Below are 18691 nucleotides of genomic sequence, written 5' to 3'. Positions count from 1 at the left end.
CCCCGCGCCCGACAGGGCTCAGCGGCGTGCGGCGATCTCCCTCGCGCCGCGTCTCAAAGCCGTCAGGCCGTGATCGTCTTGCCCGTCATGAAGGACGCGGCGCGGGCCGCGATCATCATCACAGGTGCATTGGTGTTGCCCGAAACCAGGGTCGGCATGATCGACGCGTCGCTGACCCTGAGCCCCTCGATGCCGTGAACCCTGAGGTCGGCGCCGACGACCGCGGTGCGGTCATCGGCCCGGCCCATCCTGGCGGTGCCTGCCGGATGGAACACGGTCTTGGCCGTCGAGCGGATATAGTCGCGCAGCGCCTCGGGGTCCTTTTCGACTCCCGGTCTTGGGAGGACGCGGCGCTTTATCAGTTTGGCAAGCGCTGGTGCTTCAAGGATGCGGATCGCAACGTCTACACCGCGCATCAACGTGTCGACATCGGCGGGATCGGAAAGCGCATTGGCATTGAAGAGTGCGGCTTCCTTCGGATCGGCCGATYTGAGGCGGATCGAACCGCGCGAACGAGGCCTGAGGAAACAGGGGCCGATGCTGAGACCATGGCCCGCTTCCGGCTCGCGATCGACAAAGCCCACCAGAACCGGAAGCACATGGAACTGAATATCCGGTTGGCCCGTCCCGGCTGTATCGACGAAGCCGCCGCTTTCGACGACGTTCGAGCTCAGCAGGCCGCGATGGGTCAGGAGGTAGCGCGCCATGTGCAGTGCCGCCTTCAGGCCTCGGTCTTCGCCGAGCATAGAGATCGGATCTCTCGTCTCGCCCTGAACCGGGACTTCCAGGTGATCCTGGAAATTCGCGCCGACCCCCGGCAGGTCCGCCACGACCGGGATGCCGAGCGAGCCGAGCAGACCGGCATCGCCGATGCCGGAAAGCTGCAGGATCTTCGGCGTCGCGATCGCGCCGGCGGTCAGCACGATTTCCCTGGTGGCACCGATCTGGGTGCCGTCGAACAGCTCCACGCCGCTGGCGCGCTTGTCCTGGAACAGGACGCGCGCTACCTTGGTCTCGGTCATGATCCGAAGGTTCGGGCGCTTCTCGGCATCACGCAAAAAGGCCTGGGCCGAGCTCCAGCGACGACCATTGTGGGTGGTCGACTGGTAGAATCCGACCCCTTCCTGGTCCTCGCCGTTGAAATCGGGATTGGCCGTCAGCCCCGCCTCGACACCGGCCTGGACGAAGGCTTCGTTCAACGGATGCCGGTGGCGGGGATTGGAGACATGCAGCGTGCCGGACCGGCCGTGATAGTGACCGTTGAGCTCGGCATTGTTCTCCAGCGACCGGAAGGCCGGCAGGACATCCTCATAGCTCCAGCCCTGGCAGCCCATTTGCGACCATGTGTCATAGTCGTTGCGGTGGCCACGGATATAGATCATGGCGTTGACCGAGCTGCCGCCGCCGATGACATTGCCCTGCGGCACGATCTGCGGCCGGCCGTTCAGCCCCTTTTCGGGCTCCGAGGCATAGCCGTGGATGTCGATGCCCTTGCCCAGCACCTTGAAGAAGGTTGCGGGGATGTGGATGAAGGGATCGCTGTCGCGGCGGCCGGATTCGATCAGCAACACCTTGTGCGCCGGATTTTCCGATAGCCGGTTGGCAAGCACACAGCCCGATGATCCGCCGCCGACAATGATATAGTCGTAGCTTTCCATCAGCTCAGCACCGTCTGGACCGTGGTGAATTCCTTGAGGCCTTCAATGCCGAATTCGATGCCGATGCCGGATTGCTTGACGCCGCCGAAGGGAGCGTTGGGCTGGATGGTGCCATGTTTGTTGATCCAGACCGAACCGCATTCGAGCTTCAGCGCGTAGTGCTTTGCCTTCTCCGGATCGGAGGACCAGACCGAGCCGCCGAGGCCGGCCGGGTTGCGGTTGGCGCGTACGATCACCTCGTCGATATCGCTGTAGCGGATGATCGGCAGTGCCGGACCGAACTGTTCCTCATCCACGAGGCGCACGCCGTCGGTGACATCGGCCACCAGCGTGATCGGATAGAAATAACCCGAGCCGCCGATCGGCGCGCCGCCGGTCAGCACCCGGCCGCCTTGCGCCTTGGCGTCTTCGACGAGATCGCGGACCTTGTTGAACTGCATCTCGTTCTGGATCGGGCCGAGCACGCTTTTCTCGTCCATGCCATCGCCGATAACGATGCCGCTGGCATAGTCGGTCAGTGCGGCGCAGACGTCTTCATAAACGCTGTCATGCACATAGAGCCGCTTCAGCGCCGCACAGGTCTGGCCGTTGTTGATGAACGCGCCCCAGAACAGGCCCTCGGCGATCCGCTTGGGATCGACATCGGGGAGAACGATGCCGGCATCATTGCCGCCGAGTTCCAAGGTCAGCCGCTTCAGCGTCTCGACGGCGGAGGCCATGATCTTCTTGCCGGTCTCGGTCGAGCCGGTGAAGGTCATCTTGGCGACGCCGGGATGGGCCGAGAGTGCTGCACCGATGCTGTTGGCGCCGGTGACGACGTTGACGACACCGGCCGGAAGCACGGTGTTCATCACTTCGACGAGACGAATGGTCGACAGCGGCGTCAGCGGCGATGGTTTGATGACGACGGTGTTGCCGGCGCGGATCGCCGGAATGATATGCCAGCAGGCAATCATGACAGGCCAGTTCCAGGGGGTGATCGAGCCGACCACGCCAACCGGCTTGCGGTGCAGCTCCACCCTGCCCTCATTGTCGTCCTGGAGGATTTCGACCGGCAGGCTAAGCTCCGCCGTATAGCGCGTCCAAGCAACGGCGGCGCCGATCTCGAAGCGCGAGCCAAGGCCGTTCATTGGCTTGCCCTGTTCGAGCGTCAAGAGCGTTGCCAGGTCTTCGCTATAGGCGGCGATCGCTTCCGCAACGTCCCGGCAGGCCTGTGCCCGCTCCTCGTCCGACCTCAGGCTCCAGTCGCCGAATGCCGATGCCGCGGCATCGACGGCGCGGTCGAGATCGGCCGGTGCCGCCATCGGCATGCGGCCGACGACGGCTCCGGTCGATGGATTGCAGATATCCTGATAGGTGGCCGCTGCGATTTTTTCACCGCCGATGAGCAGCGTGTAATCCATAATGATGCTCCTCCCTGGAATGATCCCTGGGACCAAACCAACTTTCTAGGAGGATCATGCGCCAAGCGGTTTCATCCGTCTTGGGCTGGGGCGCGTGCCGAATTGGAGAAAAACGCGAAAACTGCGCAACAGTCCAATGTGCTTCGCTTTAGGCTTTTTGTTTGAGCATGTCTTTGCCCCGAAACCGGAAGCCACTTTCGGGAGACGTGCTCAGTCGCCGGATTTCAAGACGTCGGTCGGTGCACAGTCGAACAATTCGCGGAAGCTGCGGTTGAAATAGGAAATGTCGTTGAAGCCCGAGGAATAGGCGACTTCGGCAATCGTTTTGCCGCCCCTGACATCCTTGATCTGCTCGATCTTCTCACGCGCATAGCGCAGCCGCTTGTCACGGATGACGGTGGTGCAGGTGATGCCCACGCCCTGGAAATCCTGCTGCAAGGTGCGGATCGACACGCCGATACGGGTTGCCAGCCATTTGGCCGAAAGATTGCTGTCGGTCAGATGGCGGTCGATCAGGATATCGACCATCTGCAGGCGCCTTGCCGCGCTGTCATGCAGAGATTGCAGGTTGGGCAGTGTCGGGGATTCCGAGACGAAAGCCTGGCGCGTCGCATTGAACATCAGCGCGCGGAGATTGGCAGAACTCGCATCGGATTCCGGCGTCGACAGGATCTTGGCGATCAGTGCGCGCAGCATGATCGCCATCGGATCGAAGCCTTCGAGCTTGCGGGCAATGTCGAACTTGTCGCGCTGTTCAGAATACATGATCTGGCGTGGCAGATGCATCGACAGGTGATTGGAAAAATGACCGCCGAAATGAAATGTGGTCGGCCTGGTCGAATCCACCAATATGCAATCGCCGACATCCAGCATGGTCTGCTGGCCGAGATGGTCAACGCCACAAGAACCCTGAAGCTGGACGATAAGGAAGAGGTGTTCGGCGGTGTCGCGCCTTATATCGTCCCAATTGCGGTGGACGAGGTCGAGATCATTGGAAACATGGGCGAACTGCATGCCGCAGACATCAATGCCGCGCGCCGCACCGCGGACCGGCCTGCCGCGTTCCATGAGCCGCGGGTTGAAGCGACCGCAGATCGAATGCAGATCATCCGACCATTGCTCGTAGGAGACCGGCAGCCATTGTTGCGGGACAAGATTGGTGCTGCTGAGTAGTTCCACCGCTGCCTCCCAACAGTCAGGTTGAATATGCCTGGTTCACGCCAGCGATACGCTAGTTAACATATGAAGCATCTCTTTTTTGGCTGCGAGAGTCAATCGGGCCGGCTCCGCGCACGCTGGAGAGGGCCGTTTCCAGGTCCAGATGAACTTCGATTCACCACCGAGCTCACGGGGACGACTCCGTGTTTTTGACGACCTACATCGAGAAACTCGCGCAATTTCCGTCTCTCGCATCACAATCCGCTCACATCATCGTGAAGTCCCGTGTCCGCAAAGTCATTTGTGCGGGCCAGCCATGCCCGCTAACCGTAATAGTTAACATGTTTACTTGTTTGGCCCGTGTCCTTCGACTCTTAAAGGAAATTCCCGTGCTGGCTCAGATAGTTCTGTCTACGCTCATCGGCCCCATGGTGCTGGGCGGGCTGGCCTATTTCGTCGGAACCTTCCGCGCCGGAGCTGAAACAGGCCTGTTGGCAGCATGCCTGTTGCTGGCGGTCGTCATAGCCTACCTGACATTGGAAGGCTGGCCCGGTTGGCCGCCGGTGTCCTCCAAGCAGAAGCTGCCTTTCATCCTCGCCGCGGGTGCGATCGTATTCGGATTTTGGCCAATCGCGCTTCGGAAGTTGGGAACAAAGGGCATCATGGTGGTGTTTGCCGCGCTCTTGATTGTGCCGCTGTTGTTGATCGGTACGCATATCGCGGCGCGGAAACCAGTGGAGTTCGCGATTGCCGCCGCCGCTCTGGCCGTTACCCTGATTTCAACCGTGCTGACGCGCGATCATGCCGCCCTTCCGCGGCCGATACAGGTCGCGCAGATCGCTGCCGGCACATGGGCACTCGTCGGATTGGCGCTTGTCGCAGCCTTTGGAGCCTTCGTTGGAATGGCACAGGTCAACGGCGCCGCAGCGGCGGTGCTTGGAAGCATTGTGCTTATTGCCATAGGCTCGAGCCTGTTTCCCCGCAGATCCGGAGAAGCGCTTCCGCCAGGCGTTTTCTTCGCGGTGAACTGGCTCTTCGCGACTTTTGCCGGATTTACGGCGCTCTACACACCGCACGCATCCGGCATCGCCATTTTGCTTTCGTCGCTTTGCCTGGCCATTCCGCCGCTGCTTCGTCTTTCTCGCCTCAAGGTGTTTTTCAGACCGGGTATCGCGTCGCATCTGGTCGCATCCATCGCCGTTGGAATTCCGGCGCTCGCAGCTGTCGCCTGGGCGGCAACTGCCTTCATCGTTCAACAAAACGCTCAATAACGGAGGAGAGCTATGAACAAAGTCGTATTTACCGCCGCTGTCTTGTCGCTGCTGTCATCGGCCGCATTCGCTGCCGACAAATATGAGATCGACCCACAGCATGCCTGGATCGGTTTCAAGGTAAACCATGCCGGCTGGTCCAATGCCCATGGGCTTTTCCAGAAAGTCTCCGGCGAAATCGAATTCGACAAGACCGACGTGACGAAATCGTCGCTGTCGCTCGATATCGACGCCACGTCGATCGCCACCAATTTCGCCCAGCGCGACTCCGACCTGAAGAGCCCCGATTTTCTCAACGTCGACGAATTTCCGACGATCACCTTCAAAAGCACTTCGGTCGAGAAGACAGGCGAGCGGACCGGCAAGGTCACGGGAGACCTGACATTGGCGGGGATAACGAAGCCTGTGGCACTTGATGTCACCTGGAATACGGAAGCGCCGCTGCCCTGGGACAAGAATACGATTAAGACCGGTTTCTCGGCCGTGGGCTCGTTCAACGCGGTCGATCTTTTCGGGCTGAAGAAACTTGCCGATTATGGTCTCGGACCCGACATCAAGCTCGATATCGACGTCGAAGCCATCAAGAAGTGAAGCATCTCTTCCGTTGCCCGCAATGACAGCGAGCCGCATGCAGCGGTCAAACCTTCGACTGCTGCATGCTCTTGCTCTGAACCTTTAGGTTCCCGCGACAACGCGGACGCCAGAACCGGCGCCCGCGTTTTGTCATTCCTGCGGTTTATTCCTTGGTGTCRCCCTCGAAATCCAGGACGCCGCCGAGCGGGACATATTTCTGGCCGTCGAACTGGTAGAGCTGAAGCGCCTCCATCGGGTAGATGTCTGAGCCTTCCTTCGTCGTCATCGTAATGCCGTCGAGCAGCAGAGGGTTCTTCCAGCCATCCATGTTGTGGACGACCTTCATCAACTCCTCGCGGTTCGGTTGCTTGAGCTTTTCAAGCGACTGGATGAGCGCGTCGCCGATCGCATAACCGGTCTGGCCGATCGTGTTGGCGAAGACGAAGTTCACCTTGGCCGCTTTGATCGCGTCGAGATAGCTGTCGACGCCCGGGTCGCCGGATTTCTGATCGCTGATGATGGGCTTCAGGAAGCCGGAGGTGATGATGTCCTTCGCATTGTCGAGGCCGACGGACTGAAGGACCGGATAGGCCGACGACAGGTTGGTGACCAGGGTCAAGGGCTTCCAGCCGCTTTCGGCCTGAAACCGGATGGCCTCGCCGCCCTGGCGGGGCGCTGCGATGATGACCAGGGTGTCAGCGCCGGATGCTTTCAGAGTGTTGAGCTGGGTCTCGACCGTGGGGTCCTGGGACGTCACGGGCTGGCGTTCGATCACCTTGATGGTGGAAACGTCGATCGCGCGATCGAAGGCCTTCATGAAGGTCTCGCCGGTTTCCGTGTTCAGGTAGAGGAAGGCGACCTTTGCGTCGGGCTTGTGCGTCTTGAGATATTCGGCAAACGAGTCAGCTTCGGTCGAGAACGACGGCACGAAGCCGACTTCCCATTTGGGGGCGTTCAAGGAGATGACGCCGGAATACATGAAGAGATTCGGAACCTTCTTCTGGGTGATGTAGCGGCCGATCGCCAGGTTGTTCGGCGTGGCAGCGGTGCCGACAAGGGCGAACACCTTGTCCTTCTCGACCATCTTGCGGACATTCGCCAGCGTGCGCTGCGGATCGAGGCTGTCGTCCTCGATGACGAGTTCGATCTTGCGGGTCTTGCCGTCGCCCATCTTGACGCCGCCCTCGGCATTCGCCTGCTCGATGCGGGCGCGGATGCCTTCCGCAACGCCGCCGACGATGGCGACGGGACCCGTCAGCGGACCGGTAACACCGATCTTGACCGTGTCGTCGGTGATACCTGGCGATTTTTCCGCGGCGCCGGCTTGGGAGGCGGCGAGCAGCGCGGCCATAGCCAACTGCATCGTGCATCCCTTCAGCATGGAGATCAGTCTCATTTCAATTCCTCCCATTTCGACGGCAGGCATCTCAGCCGGCCGTCCTCCGAAAAATCACCGAAAGCCATTTTTCGATGAAACCAGTGACCCCGTTGCGCGCGACCATCATGACGAGGATCAGCGCCAGGCCGTAAATCAGGTTACCGAGACTGAGGTTGATGTCGGATGCCCAGCTCGGAACGAAAACCATGAACAGTCCGCCGACAAACGCCCCGACGACGCTGGTGACACCGCCGACAATGCTGCCGATCACGATGTTGATGGACAGGATCGCCAGGAAGGATTCCGGGCTGACGAAGCCGCTGATAATGGCGAACACGCCGCCGCCCAATCCCGCCAGCGCCGAGCTTGCGGCAAACGCCCATAGCCGCGTCCGCGTCAGGTTCACGCCGAGCGCCTGGGCGATCTGCGGATTGTCGCGCTGTGCCCTGAGCGCGCGGCCGACGTCACCGAACAGCATCAGCGACACGAGAAGGGCGCCGATACCCGCGCAGGCCAGAGCTATGAGGTAGAGCCAAAGTTCCGGAGTGTCCGTCATGATTTCGGGCGTTTCGGGAGCGTCGATCGGAAGCCCCGAGACACCGCCGGTCAGGCTGCCCATCTTGAGCAGCAATTGCGGGAACGCGGCCGCGATGCCGAAGGTGACGATGGCGAGTTGCAGCCCTTGCAGCCTGAGCGCCGGAAGCCCAATGACCAGGCCGATCACGGCCGCCACCGCAGCCGAGACGGGCAGCGTCGCGAGCGGCGGGATGCCATAGGTGGCGTTGAGGATCGCCGTGACATAGGCGCCGATGCCGAACAGCGTGCCCTGCGCCAGGCAAATCTGCCCAGCAAAACCCATGAGCAGATTCAAGCCCAGGATGGCGATGGCATAGGCGATTGCGACCGCCACCTGTTGGAGCGCGTAACCCGGGGCGAAGACCGGGATCAGGATCGCCACGATCGCGAAGAAGCCGAACTTTGCCGCAACGGCACGGAATCCGTCATTCATAGTTTCGTCACCTTGTAGGAACCGAACAGGCCGACGGGCTTCACCAGCAGGATGAGCAGCGTCAGCGCGATGGGAACCGCGATGCGCATGTCGGCGCCGATGAATGTGAGGTAGCTTGCGCCCAGGCTTTCGGCGACACCGACGGCGAGGCCGCCGACGATCGCGCCGAGCGGGCTGTCCCAGCCTCCGAGCGTGGCGGCGGCAAGGCCATAGAACAGGATCGGCGTCATCATCGTCGGGCTGAGGAATAGGCGCGGCGCGATCAGGATCGCGGCCAAGGCCCCGATCACGGCGGCAAAGCCCCAGCCCAGCATCAGCATGCGTTCGACGTCGACACCGACAAGGACGCTGCGGGCATGGTCGAAGGCGGCCGCGCGCATCGACAAGCCGAGCCTGGTGAAGCGGAAGACGAAACCCATCGCCAAAGCGATGACCAGCAGGATGGCGAGCGTCCCGACCGAGGAGGCGAGAACGCGGACGTCACCGACATTGAAGCCGCCATCGGGAAAGAGGCTCGGAAATGACAGCTGTTCCGCCCCCCAGATCCACATGCAAGCGGCCTGGAACAGAACGAGGATGCCGAGCGTGATGACGACGACCGCTTCCACGGGAGCATTCATCATCGGCCGGATAACGMTGCGGAAAGTCGCGACGCCGATGATGAACGCCATTGCGAGGCTTGCGAGGATGGCGAGCCAGAGCGGCACGCCCCAATGCATCAACTGCCAGGCGGTATAGGCCGAAAACGTGGCCATCTCGCCCTGGCCGAAGTTCACGACATTCGTCGCCCTGAAGATCAGGACGAGCGCCAGCGCCAACGCGGCGTAGATTGCACCCGTCGTCAACCCGCTGACGACGAGCTGGAAGAAGAGGCTCATCCGGCAACTCCGAGATAGGATTTCTTGATGTCTTCGTTGTCGAGCAGTTCGCTCGCAGCGCCGCTCGCGACGATCTGGCCCGCCTCGATGACGAAGGCCCGATCGGCATATTGGAGGGTGATGTCGACATTCTGTTCGACCACCAGCAGCGTCATGCCGTGGTCCCTGTTCAGCGTCTTGAAGATCGCCAGGATTTCCTGGGTGATCGCGGGCGCCAGTCCAAGCGACGGCTCGTCGCACATCAAAAGCTTGGGTCGGGACATGAGCGCGCGCGCCACAGCAAGCATTTGCTGTTCACCGCCGCTCAGATTTCCCGCCAACTGGTCCCGCCGTTCGCGCAAGCGGGGAAAGGTCGCGTACCAGCGCTCCTTGTCTTCCCTCACCTGCGCGCGGCTGGACACGATCGTCGCACCGAGCGACAGATTTTCGTCCACCGTGAACTCGGTGAAAGTGCCGCGGCCCTGCGGTATATGCGCAATACCCATAGCGAGACGTTTTTGCGCGGCGATCCTATCAAGCGCTTTTCCGGCGTAGGAAACCGAGCCTTTGAAGGGAAGCAGACCGGAAACGGCGCGCAGCAGCGTCGTCTTTCCCGCGCCATTGGAGCCGAGCAGGCCCACGAACTCGCCATCGCCCACTGAGAACGAGCAGTCGAACAGCGCCTGCGTCTTGCCGTAGAATACAGACAGGTTCTTGATGTCCAGAACTGTCATGCCGCCCTCCCGAGATAGGCGGAGATCACCGCGTCGTTCGATTTGATTTCGGACGGGGTGCCCTCGGCCAGGTTGCGGCCCAGGTGGAAGACCACGATCCGGTCGCAAAGGCTCATCACCAGACCCATGTGATGCTCGATGAGAAGAATGGAGAGGTTGCGGCTGCGCCTGATCCTGTCGACCAGCGCCCCGAATTCATGAACCTCACCGTGCGTCAGGCCGCCGGCGGGCTCGTCGAGCAACAGTATTTTCGGTTCGGCGGCGAGCGCCCGGGCGATCTCCATCCGCTTCTGCAGGGGATAAGGCAGCGATCCCGCCGTACGCGGCGCGAGCTCCGCCATGCCGACCTCTTCCAGGACGGCAAGCGCCTTTTCGCGCGCGGAGCGTTCACTCGCCCTTGCGCGCAGCGGCGCGAAGATCGCCTGCGCGAACTTGCCGCCCAGGCGATGGTGCGCGCCGAGCATGACGTTGTCGAGGACCGTCATCGAAGCGTAGATGCCGAGATTCTGGAATGTCCGGGCGACGCCCATGCCGATCATGTCGCGCGGTCTCGCGCCCTCGATCGGCCTGCCGTCGAGCCTGATATTGCCGGTGCCGTAGCCCACCAGCCTGGTCACCGCATTGAGAAAGGTGGATTTGCCCGCGCCGTTCGGGCCGATCAGCCCGCAGATCTCAGCCGATCTGACGGAAACCGACACATCCGTCAGGGCCTTGATGCCGCCAAACTGCACGGAGACGTCCCGCGCGTCCAGCACGGGGCGCGTCTCGGCGATGCTGCTTTCGTTCACTGATTTCCTCCCTCCCGGAGCGGCTCATCCGACGGGCCATCGATTTCTCTTATTGACAGCCGATCCCGCTTTGGATACCTTTCAGTATCTGAAGACGTTATGGTATGTCAAGTGTCAATCGTATCCGGTTTGCCTTGCCGGAACGCCCGGAAGATGCCCACCGTCGGGTTGGAGACGATGGCGGAGAGTTTAGCGACGGCCCCTGAATTGGGGCGATGGGAGGAAATCGATGGCCGACATCAACACCGAACTCACGGGCGAGAATCTCTATAGGGACCCGTACCCGGTCTATGCGCGGCTGCGCGCCGAAGAGCCCGTGGCCTTCTTCGAAGGAACGAAGGAATATTTCATCACCCGGTTCGACGACTGCCGCACGATCGGCGGCAACGACAAGATATTCGGGCCGTCCGGATCGGCCGACCGGCCCGAAGCCCGGGTCATGGGCATGCCGAACGTGCTGACCATGTCTGGCGAGGACCATCAATGCCTTCGCCAGGGTATCGACGAAAACCTGACACAGGAACGCGTGCGCTCGTTCGTCGAGGGCCTGACACGGCCGGTCGTGCAGCGCTACATCGACTCGATCAGGAAGAACGGAGCGGCCAACCTCACCGCCGAGCTTTTCGAGCCGATCTCGGTGCGCTGCATCGGCGATGTCATCGGCCTGACGGAAACCCCTAACGAGACGCTCGTCGAATGGTTCCACGCGATGGCGCTCGGCCTGCAGAATGTCGGCAACGATCCGGCCGTGTGGAAGCGCCTGGACGATGCGCTTGCCGATATCGACAGGCAGATGGGCGACCTCTACCAGGCCTGCCTCACCAGGCCCAATAATTCCCTTCTCAGCCATGTCATGTATGGCGGCATGCCGAAGGGCGAGGTTCGCAGCTGGGAGGAAATCTCGCCGACCATGCGTGTCATCATCCTTGGCGGCCTGCAGGAGCCGGGCCATGCGGCGGCGAATGCCTGCGCCGGTCTTCTTTCCAGTCAAGACCAGGCCAGGGCGATGGCGGAGCAGCCTCAGGAAAACGCCATGCGCGCCTTCGACGAAGGCCTCCGTTGGATTGCACCGATTGGCGTGACGCCGCGGATCGCCATGCAGGACTTCGAGATCGCCGGCACCGTGATCCCGCGGGGATCGTCGGTCGCGATCGTCATGGGTTCGGCCAATCGCGACGAAACGCGGTTCGAGGACGCCGACCGCTTCGACATGTTCCGGAAGAAGAAGCAGCACCTTTCGTTCGGCTTCCGTCCGCATTTCTGTTCGGGCCACTTCCTGTCCAGGGCCATGGGCGAGATCGCGCTCGCGGAAGTCTTCCGGCAGCTCCCCGAACTCCGGCTCGATACGTCGCGGGAGATGACGGGCAAAGGCTGGCGGTTCCGCGGCATTTCCGACCTCCCGGCAAAGTGGAACGCCTGATGTCGCTGATCATCGACTGCCACGGCCATTTCACCACCGAACCGCCGGAGCACCACGCCTTCCGGACTGCCCAGGTCGCTTACGCGGAGGGCAAGTCCTCCGCGCGGCCGGTCTATGCGGGCATTCCAGACAAGCAGCTTCATGACATCATCGAAGCGAACCAGCTCAGGATTCAGCGCGAGCGCGGCTCACACGTCACGCTTTTGAGCCCGCGCGCATCCGGCATGGGACACCACGTGCCGGGACTGTCGGTGGCCAAGGAGTGGTCGCGCCTGTCGAACGACAATGTCGGCCGGATCGTCGACATGTTCCCCGACAACTTTGCCGCCGTCTGCCAGCTTCCGCAGACGGTCGACGGTGATCTGTATGATGTCATCAAGGAACTCGAGCGCTGCGTCGAAAACGGCTTCGTCGGATGCAATCTCAATCCCGATCCGTCAGGCGGACGCTGGAGCGCTCCGCCGATCTACGATCCCTGGTGGGACCCGCTTTGGAAGGCGATGGTCGCGCTGCAGGTCCCCGCGATGATCCACGTGTCCAGCTCTTGCGAGCGTTGCCTGCACATGACGGGTGCGCATTACATCAATGCCGACACCGCCGTGTTCATGCAGCTTATCCAGGGGGACCTGTTCCAGCGCCATCCGGACCTCAAGCTGATCATACCGCATGGCGGCGGGGCCGCGCCCTATCATTGGGGCCGTTACCGCGGCCTGTCGATCATGCTCGAAAAGCCTGATCTCGGCACGCATCTCATGAACAATGTCTTCTTCGACACCTGCGTCTACCACCAGGCTGGCATCGACACGCTCTTCCGCGTCGTCGACGTCAAGAACATCCTGTTCGGTTCCGAACTGCTGGGCGCGGTCAAGGCGACCGATCCCGAGACCGGACATCCGTTCGACGACACCAAAAGATATATCGACGGGCTCACCCTCGACGACGAACAGAGACACGCGGTCTTCGAAGGAAATGCGCGGCGGGTCTATCCCCTCCTGGACAAGAGACTGCGCCAGCGCGGCCTTTGAAGCCGCAATCATCACGGAGAAATCACATGGCTTCCAGCCAACATCTCAGCCTCGCCGGTGGGGCACAAGGGTTCAACTGGCTTCCGGTCTTCGTGGCCGAAGAGCACGGCATTTTTACCAGGTACGGACTGACCATCGAATACAAGAAGATGGGCACTGTCGACAAGGCGACCAGCGCCGTCGTCGACGGCGAGGCCGACCTAGCGATCACACCACCGGAAGGCGCGGTCTCGAACTTCGTCAACGGCGGCGCGCTGAGGGTCATCGCATCGAACGCCAACCGGCTGCCGATGTCATTGGTCGCTCGGCCTTCGATCAGGTCAATCAGGGAGCTCAAAGGCAAGAAGATCGGGACGTCGTCTCTCACCGAGGGGACAGCGATCTACACCCAGATGCTGCTGTCCAAAGAAGGCTTGCAGTATCCGGGAGACTACGAATTCGAGCTTGCGGGCATCCATACCAAGCGCTGGGAAGCCCTGCAGGCTGGAGAGATCGACTGTGCACCGCAGCCCGCACCGTGGAATTTTCTGGCTGAGCGGCAGGGCTTCAATCTGATTGGCGAGATCAATGACATCATTCCCGAGATCGTTTTCGCCGCTGTCATCGGCCGCAAGAGCTGGCTGGACGCCCACGGTGACGTGGTTGTTCGTTTCCTCCAGGCGCTTCTCGAAGCCTACGCGATTGCCAACGACGCCGGACGGGAAGACGTGACACTTCCGATCTTCCAGCGGATCACCACGACGGACGACCCGAACCTCGCTTCCCAAGGCCTTCGCTACATGCGGGACATGGGCATGTGGCCGGGCAACCTGTCGATCCCCCGCAAGGCCATGGACACGACAGTGGATCTGATGATCCGCGCCAACCTGCTCGGCGAGGCCAATCGGTCCAAGGCCGGGGACGTGTTCGACAGCAGCTTCCTCGAAGCTGCGGCCGCCTGACAATACGTTGAGGCATCTCGAGGACATGCTAGGAGATCTCACATGAAGGTAATGACGAGAACACCGCGAGCGGACCGCGAGACCTGCGAGGCCCTCGGCAGGCTGGGCGTCGCAACTGTCCACGAGGCCCAGGGCCGCAAGGGTTTGCTGGCCCCGTATCTGCGTCCCGTGATCGAAGGTGCGCGCATCGGAGGCACGGCACTCACCTGCGAGGTTCCTCCCGGCGACAACTGGATGATCCACGTCGCCCTCGAAGTCGCGCAGCCCGGCGACATCCTGGTTGTCGCGCCGACTTCGCCATGCACGGACGGATATTTCGGCGACCTGCTTGCGACCTCATGCAAGGCGCGGGGAATTCTCGGTCTCGTGATCGACGCCGGTGTCCGCGACGTCGCCGACCTGCGCGCGATGAAGTTTCCGGTTTGGGCCAAAGCGATATCGGCACAGGGGACGGTCAAGGAGACGCTGGCCAACGTACAGGTCCCCATGGTCTGCGCCGGAGCGTACATCGAGCCGGGCGACGTCATCGTCGCAGACGATGATGGTGTCTGCGTCGTCAAATGCGATGAGGCCGCCGCGGTGCTGGAAAAGGCCCGAAAGCGCCAGCGGATGGAAGATGAGAAACGCTCGCTCTACGAGTCGGGCAAGCTCAGCCTCGACATCAACAACATGCGTCCRCAGCTCAAAGCGAAAGGCCTGATCTATGAATGAGGCGACAGAAATTCGCATTCCCCGGCGCGTGGTCACGGGTATCAGGGACGGCAGGTCGATCTTCGTCAGCGACGGCCCGACACCGAACGCCCATGCCTACGACGCGGTGCCGGGCCACCTGACGTCGGTTCTCTACGCCACCGCGGCGAAACCAGTCCTTCCGCAACAGCATGCGGAGCAGGCTCCGCCGCACATGCTGATCACGCCCCAACCGGGCGAGACGAAACTGATGATCGTGGTCTTCCCGCCGGATTCGGTGTTCGCCACCGTCGACCCCGTTTCGGCCTTTGAGGAGCAGGCGACCCACATCCCCGGCCTGATCCAGGCGTTCGAGCCTGACGCGCCCGGCATGCACACGACCGACACCGTGGACTACGATATCGTGCTCGACGGCGAGATCTGCCTCGAACTCGACGACGGCGTTGAGACCCTGCTCAAACAGGGCGACGTGGTGGTCCAGTGCGGCACCCGCCACGCCTGGCGCAACAAGAGCAGCAAGCCGGCGACTTTGTGCTTCGTCCTGATCGGCGCTGAAAGAAAGCCCTGAGATGAAGACGGACACCCTCAACCGCTCGTTCGATTGCGTCATCGTCGGCGGCGGGCACGGCGGCTCGCAGGCCGCGGCCGCGCTCAGACAGTCCGGTTTCGCCGGCAGCATCGCGCTCATCGGCGCTGAGCCGGACGTGCCCTACGACCGTCCGTCGCTGTCGAAGGAATATCTCGCGGGTAAGAAGACATTCGACAGGATGCATCTGCGCCCCGAGGATTTCTGGACGGCGCGTCAGGTGGAACTGGTCCTCGGCAGCCGCGTGACCGCCGTCGATCCCACCACCCACGCCGTCCTGACCGACCGCGGCGAACGGTTTTCCTACACGAAGCTGATATGGGCCGCAGGCGGCGATCCGAGGAAGCTTGCCTGCCCCGGCAGCGATCTGGCGGGCATTTTCTACATTCGCAGCAAGGCGGACTGCGACGCCCTCATTGAGGTTCTTCCGAAGACAGAGCGGATCATCATCATCGGCGGCGGCTATGTCGGCCTCGAGGCGGCAGCAGTGTTCCGCGAGCAAGGCAAGCAGGTGACGCTGGTCGAAGCACTCGACCGCGTGCTGGCGCGTGTGGCCGGCGAACCCGTGTCGCGGTTTTACGAGGGCGAGCACTGCTCGCACGGAGTCGATATCCGCCTCAACAGCGGAGTCGCTTCGCTTGAGGGAGCGGACGGTCGCGTGACGGAGGTCATTCTTTCCTCCGGCGAAAAGATCGCTGTCGACCTGGTCGTGGTCGGAATAGGGATCGTCCCATCGGCCGCGCCGCTGATAGCCGCGGGAGCGGAAGGCGGAAACGGGGTGGACGTGGATCAATACTGCCAAACCTCGCTGGAGGATATCTATTGCGTCGGCGATTGCGCCCGGCTGCGGAACGGTCGCGGCATCCGCATCGAATCCGTGCAGAACGCGACGGACCAGGCGACGACCGCGGCGAAAGCGATCTGTGGCGAAGCCAAGCCTTACGACGCGACGCCCTGGTTCTGGTCCAATCAATACGACCTGAAAATGCAGACGGTCGGTCTCAACCATGGCTACGATGCCGTGGTTACGCGGGGCGATCCCGCGAGCAGAAGCTTCAGCGTCATCTACCTCAGGAACGGAGCGGTTCTCGCCCTCGATTGCGTCAACGCGCCACGTGACTACGTGCAAGGCCGGAAACTGGTGGAAAGCGCGGCGAGGATCGATCGCGAGGTTCTTGCCGACACATCCAGACAACTCAAGGAAATCGCCCTCGAAACGCATTGAGCGTCGGGGGAAGAAATGAAGGCGGAGAAAACATGGCTACGATATCGGTGCGCACCAGGGATGGCGAACTCCATAGTTTTGGCGGACGCGTGGGAATGTCGCTGATGGAGAATATCAGGAATGCAGGCTTCGACGAATTGCTCGCGATGTGCGGCGGATGTCTGTCCTGCGCCACCTGTCACATCTATGTCGAGCAGCCTCCGGCAAGCGCCAGCCTAGCTTCACCTTCCATGGACGAAAGCGAGCTGCTGGAAGGTTCAGATTATCGCCTCGATAACTCCCGGCTCTCCTGCCAGATACCGTTCAGCGAGGGCCTCGACGGCATCGTCGTGGCCATCGCTCCCGAGGAGTGAGCCGGGGACATCATTGCAGGCTGGGTCGCGAACGCAATCGCGGCCCGGTATTTCTGTGCCGCAAGCGGCTGGCTGGCCGACATAAGCGTCGAAATAGCCGTCCGACATTCGTGCCTGTTTCGAAGTAGAGTGCCTGCCAACCGATCCAAATCCCAGAATGCCTGGTCGTAGTCGAACAGGAAGACGGTCTCAGGGCCAAGCCAGCGCATGTGCCGATCAGCCCGGCCCGTGCCTGCAATCAAGACATGGTAGATGCCGGTTCCGAACGCCTCGTTTTTGCGTCAAGGCCGCTTGGCCCTGACGGTCTTGCGGTGGAACGAATTCGGGAAGTGCGAGAGCCGCCTGGCGACCCAATGGCTTCCATCCGTCGGCAAATCGTTCCTGACTTTCCCGGAGAGCCCGTGCTACGGATTATCGGCGGCTATCTTGCCGGTCTCGAAAACCGCATTTCTCGTTATCCGTCCGGCCATGTTCGGCTGAGCAATATCCCCGAAGCCAGGACGAGAGAGTTCGCAGCGGACAATCTCCAGAGGATACTTCAGCTGGCGGGACGCTCCCGCCAGCTGAAGCCATAATATAAAAGCGCTCAGTGTCCGATCGCCTTGACGATTTCCTCGGTGACCTTCTTGGCGTCGCCGAGCAGCATCATCGTGCCGTCCTTGTAGAACAGCGTGTTGTCGATGCCGGCATAGCCGGAGCCGAGCGAGCGCTTGACGAACAGGCAGGTCTTGGCCTTGTCGACGTCGAGGATCGGCATGCCATAGATCGGCGAGGTCTTGTCGTCGCGCGCCGCCGGATTGGTGACGTCGTTGGCGCCGATGACATAGGCGACATCGGCCTGGGCGAATTCCGAATTGATGTCTTCGAGTTCGAACACATCGTCATAGGGCACATTGGCCTCGGCGAGCAGCACATTCATATGCCCCGGCATGCGGCCCGCAACCGGATGAATGGCATATTTGACCTCGACGCCGGCCTTCTTCAGCGTGTCGGCCATTTCTCTCAGCGCATGCTGCGCCTGCGCCACCGCCATGCCATAGCCCGGCACGATGATCACCTTCGACGCATTGGCCATCAGATAGCCTGCATCCTCGGCCGAGCCGAGCTTGACCGTCTTGTCGGAATTGTCCTGCGCCGGCCCACCCGTCTCGCCGCCGAAGCCGCCGAGAATGACCGAGATGAACGAGCGGTTCATGCCTTTGCACATGATGTAGCTGAGGATCGCACCCGACGAGCCGACCAGGGCGCCGGTGATGATCAGCGCCAGATTGCCGAGCGTGAAGCCGATACCGGCAGCCGCCCAGCCGGAATAGGAGTTGAGCATGGAGACGACGACCGGCATGTCGGCGCCGCCGATCGGGATGATCAAGAGCACGCCGAAGGCAAGCGCCAGAAGCACGATCAGCCAGAACACCACATGGCTTTCGGTGACGACGAGAACGCCGACGAGAATGATGATCGCGGCAAAGATCGCGGCATTGATCACATGCCGCATCGGCAGCATGATCGGCTTGCCCGACATGCGGCCATCAAGCTTGAGGAAGGCGATGACCGAACCGGTGAAGGCTTGCCCGACATGCGGCCATCAAGCTTGAGGAAGGCGATGACCGAACCGGTGAAGG

Annotated in this window: 17 protein-coding genes and 1 pseudogene; 9 read left to right on the top strand and 9 right to left on the bottom strand. The window is 61.7% G+C overall.

All coding sequences use genetic code 11. The features are described from left to right. Positions 1-62 precede the first annotated feature (62 nt). The 3 genes from AC1DYF_RS08430 to AC1DYF_RS08420 form a co-directional block, all read right to left on the bottom strand. Positions 63-1658, bottom strand: coding sequence for a GMC family oxidoreductase (locus tag AC1DYF_RS08430; RefSeq protein WP_477876258.1), 1596 nt, complete (start codon positions 1656-1658; stop codon positions 63-65). Further along, positions 1658-3064, bottom strand: a complete 1407-nt coding sequence (locus AC1DYF_RS08425; RefSeq protein ID WP_477876395.1) for an aldehyde dehydrogenase family protein — start codon at positions 3062-3064, stop codon at positions 1658-1660. The genes AC1DYF_RS08430 and AC1DYF_RS08425 overlap by 1 nt, the downstream gene beginning before the upstream one ends. Before the next feature lie 207 nt (positions 3065-3271). Next, complete coding sequence (locus tag AC1DYF_RS08420) at positions 3272-4240, bottom strand: helix-turn-helix domain-containing protein (protein WP_477876257.1); 969 nt, start codon at positions 4238-4240, stop codon at positions 3272-3274. A 182-nt stretch (positions 4241-4422) separates the two neighbouring features. Here AC1DYF_RS08420 and AC1DYF_RS08415 point away from each other — a divergent pair, with 182 nt between their 5' ends. Then, positions 4423-5490, top strand: a complete 1068-nt coding sequence (locus AC1DYF_RS08415; RefSeq protein WP_477876256.1) for a hypothetical protein — start codon at positions 4423-4425, stop codon at positions 5488-5490. A 12-nt stretch (positions 5491-5502) separates the two neighbouring features. Then, positions 5503-6081: a YceI family protein gene (locus AC1DYF_RS08410; protein ID WP_477876255.1), complete on the top strand. Its 579-nt coding sequence runs from the start codon at positions 5503-5505 to the stop codon at positions 6079-6081. Between the two features lie 145 nt (positions 6082-6226). Here the strand turns inward: AC1DYF_RS08410 and AC1DYF_RS08405 are convergent, their stop codons facing one another. The 5 genes from AC1DYF_RS08405 to AC1DYF_RS08385 are packed head-to-tail and all read right to left on the bottom strand — an operon-like array spanning position 6227 to position 10829. Beyond that, a complete protein-coding gene (locus tag AC1DYF_RS08405) occupies positions 6227-7459 on the bottom strand; it encodes an ABC transporter substrate-binding protein (RefSeq protein WP_477876254.1) in 1233 nt (410 codons plus the stop codon). 31 nt (positions 7460-7490) lie between these two features. Then, on the bottom strand, positions 7491-8450 hold the full coding sequence (locus AC1DYF_RS08400; RefSeq protein WP_477876253.1) for a branched-chain amino acid ABC transporter permease: 960 nt from the start codon (positions 8448-8450) through the stop codon (positions 7491-7493). Beyond that, positions 8447-9328, bottom strand: a complete 882-nt coding sequence (locus tag AC1DYF_RS08395; protein ID WP_477876252.1) for a branched-chain amino acid ABC transporter permease — start codon at positions 9326-9328, stop codon at positions 8447-8449. The genes AC1DYF_RS08400 and AC1DYF_RS08395 overlap by 4 nt, the downstream gene beginning before the upstream one ends. Continuing rightward, positions 9325-10041 carry an ABC transporter ATP-binding protein gene (locus AC1DYF_RS08390; protein WP_477876251.1) on the bottom strand — a complete coding sequence of 239 codons (717 nt, stop codon included), beginning with the start codon at positions 10039-10041 and terminating at the stop codon, positions 9325-9327. The genes AC1DYF_RS08395 and AC1DYF_RS08390 overlap by 4 nt, the downstream gene beginning before the upstream one ends. Beyond that, entirely contained in the window at positions 10038-10829 is a 792-nt protein-coding gene (locus AC1DYF_RS08385) for an ABC transporter ATP-binding protein (protein ID WP_477876250.1), read from the bottom strand. The genes AC1DYF_RS08390 and AC1DYF_RS08385 overlap by 4 nt, the downstream gene beginning before the upstream one ends. A 229-nt stretch (positions 10830-11058) precedes the next feature. Here AC1DYF_RS08385 and AC1DYF_RS08380 point away from each other — a divergent pair, with 229 nt between their 5' ends. From AC1DYF_RS08380 to AC1DYF_RS08350, 7 genes are read left to right on the top strand one after another with little or no spacing between them, the layout of a single operon-like run. Next, positions 11059-12249 (top strand): cytochrome P450, encoded by a 1191-nt coding sequence (locus AC1DYF_RS08380; protein ID WP_477876249.1) that lies wholly within the window; start codon positions 11059-11061, stop codon positions 12247-12249. Continuing rightward, positions 12249-13274 carry an amidohydrolase family protein gene (locus AC1DYF_RS08375; RefSeq protein ID WP_477876248.1) on the top strand — a complete coding sequence of 342 codons (1026 nt, stop codon included), beginning with the start codon at positions 12249-12251 and terminating at the stop codon, positions 13272-13274. Before AC1DYF_RS08380 ends, AC1DYF_RS08375 begins: the two co-directional genes overlap by 1 nt. A gap of 26 nt (positions 13275-13300) precedes the next feature. Continuing rightward, a complete protein-coding gene (locus tag AC1DYF_RS08370; protein ID WP_477876247.1) occupies positions 13301-14215 on the top strand; it encodes an ABC transporter substrate-binding protein in 915 nt (304 codons plus the stop codon). 42 nt (positions 14216-14257) lie between these two features. Beyond that, entirely contained in the window at positions 14258-14926 is a 669-nt protein-coding gene (locus AC1DYF_RS08365) for a 4-carboxy-4-hydroxy-2-oxoadipate aldolase/oxaloacetate decarboxylase (RefSeq protein WP_477876246.1), read from the top strand. Beyond that, positions 14919-15473: a cupin domain-containing protein gene (locus tag AC1DYF_RS08360; protein WP_477876245.1), complete on the top strand. Its 555-nt coding sequence runs from the start codon at positions 14919-14921 to the stop codon at positions 15471-15473. Before AC1DYF_RS08365 ends, AC1DYF_RS08360 begins: the two co-directional genes overlap by 8 nt. Position 15474: 1 nt before the next feature. After that, on the top strand, positions 15475-16716 hold the full coding sequence (locus AC1DYF_RS08355) for an NAD(P)/FAD-dependent oxidoreductase (protein WP_477876244.1): 1242 nt from the start codon (positions 15475-15477) through the stop codon (positions 16714-16716). Positions 16717-16748: 32 nt separating this feature from the next. Continuing rightward, on the top strand, positions 16749-17069 hold the full coding sequence (locus AC1DYF_RS08350; protein ID WP_477876243.1) for a 2Fe-2S iron-sulfur cluster-binding protein: 321 nt from the start codon (positions 16749-16751) through the stop codon (positions 17067-17069). Positions 17070-17655: 586 nt separating this feature from the next. Here the strand turns inward: AC1DYF_RS08350 and AC1DYF_RS08345 are convergent. After that, positions 17656-18633, bottom strand: a pseudogene (locus AC1DYF_RS08345) (NAD(P)(+) transhydrogenase (Re/Si-specific) subunit beta); the annotation flags it as partial. Positions 18634-18691: the final 58 nt, after the last annotated feature.

It is taken from the genome of Rhizobium sp. P2_G9 (genome assembly GCF_056403475.1).
This window is presented reverse-complemented; position numbering and strand designations above follow the sequence as displayed.

Excerpts from the sequence above, each read along its gene's own strand:
- AC1DYF_RS08375 (WP_477876248.1), top strand. The coding sequence starts at position 12,249 with ATGTCGCTGATCATCGACTGCCACGGCCATTTCACCACCGAACCGCCG.
- AC1DYF_RS08360 (WP_477876245.1), top strand. The coding sequence starts at position 14,919 with ATGAATGAGGCGACAGAAATTCGCATTCCCCGGCGCGTGGTCACGGGT.
- AC1DYF_RS08380 (WP_477876249.1), top strand. The coding sequence starts at position 11,059 with ATGGCCGACATCAACACCGAACTCACGGGCGAGAATCTCTATAGGGAC.
- AC1DYF_RS08370 (WP_477876247.1), top strand. The coding sequence starts at position 13,301 with ATGGCTTCCAGCCAACATCTCAGCCTCGCCGGTGGGGCACAAGGGTTC.
- AC1DYF_RS08400 (WP_477876253.1), bottom strand. The coding sequence starts at position 8,450 with ATGAATGACGGATTCCGTGCCGTTGCGGCAAAGTTCGGCTTCTTCGCG.
- AC1DYF_RS08350 (WP_477876243.1), top strand. The coding sequence starts at position 16,749 with ATGGCTACGATATCGGTGCGCACCAGGGATGGCGAACTCCATAGTTTT.
- AC1DYF_RS08410 (WP_477876255.1), top strand. The coding sequence starts at position 5,503 with ATGAACAAAGTCGTATTTACCGCCGCTGTCTTGTCGCTGCTGTCATCG.
- AC1DYF_RS08355 (WP_477876244.1), top strand. The coding sequence starts at position 15,475 with ATGAAGACGGACACCCTCAACCGCTCGTTCGATTGCGTCATCGTCGGC.
- AC1DYF_RS08390 (WP_477876251.1), bottom strand. The coding sequence starts at position 10,041 with ATGACAGTTCTGGACATCAAGAACCTGTCTGTATTCTACGGCAAGACG.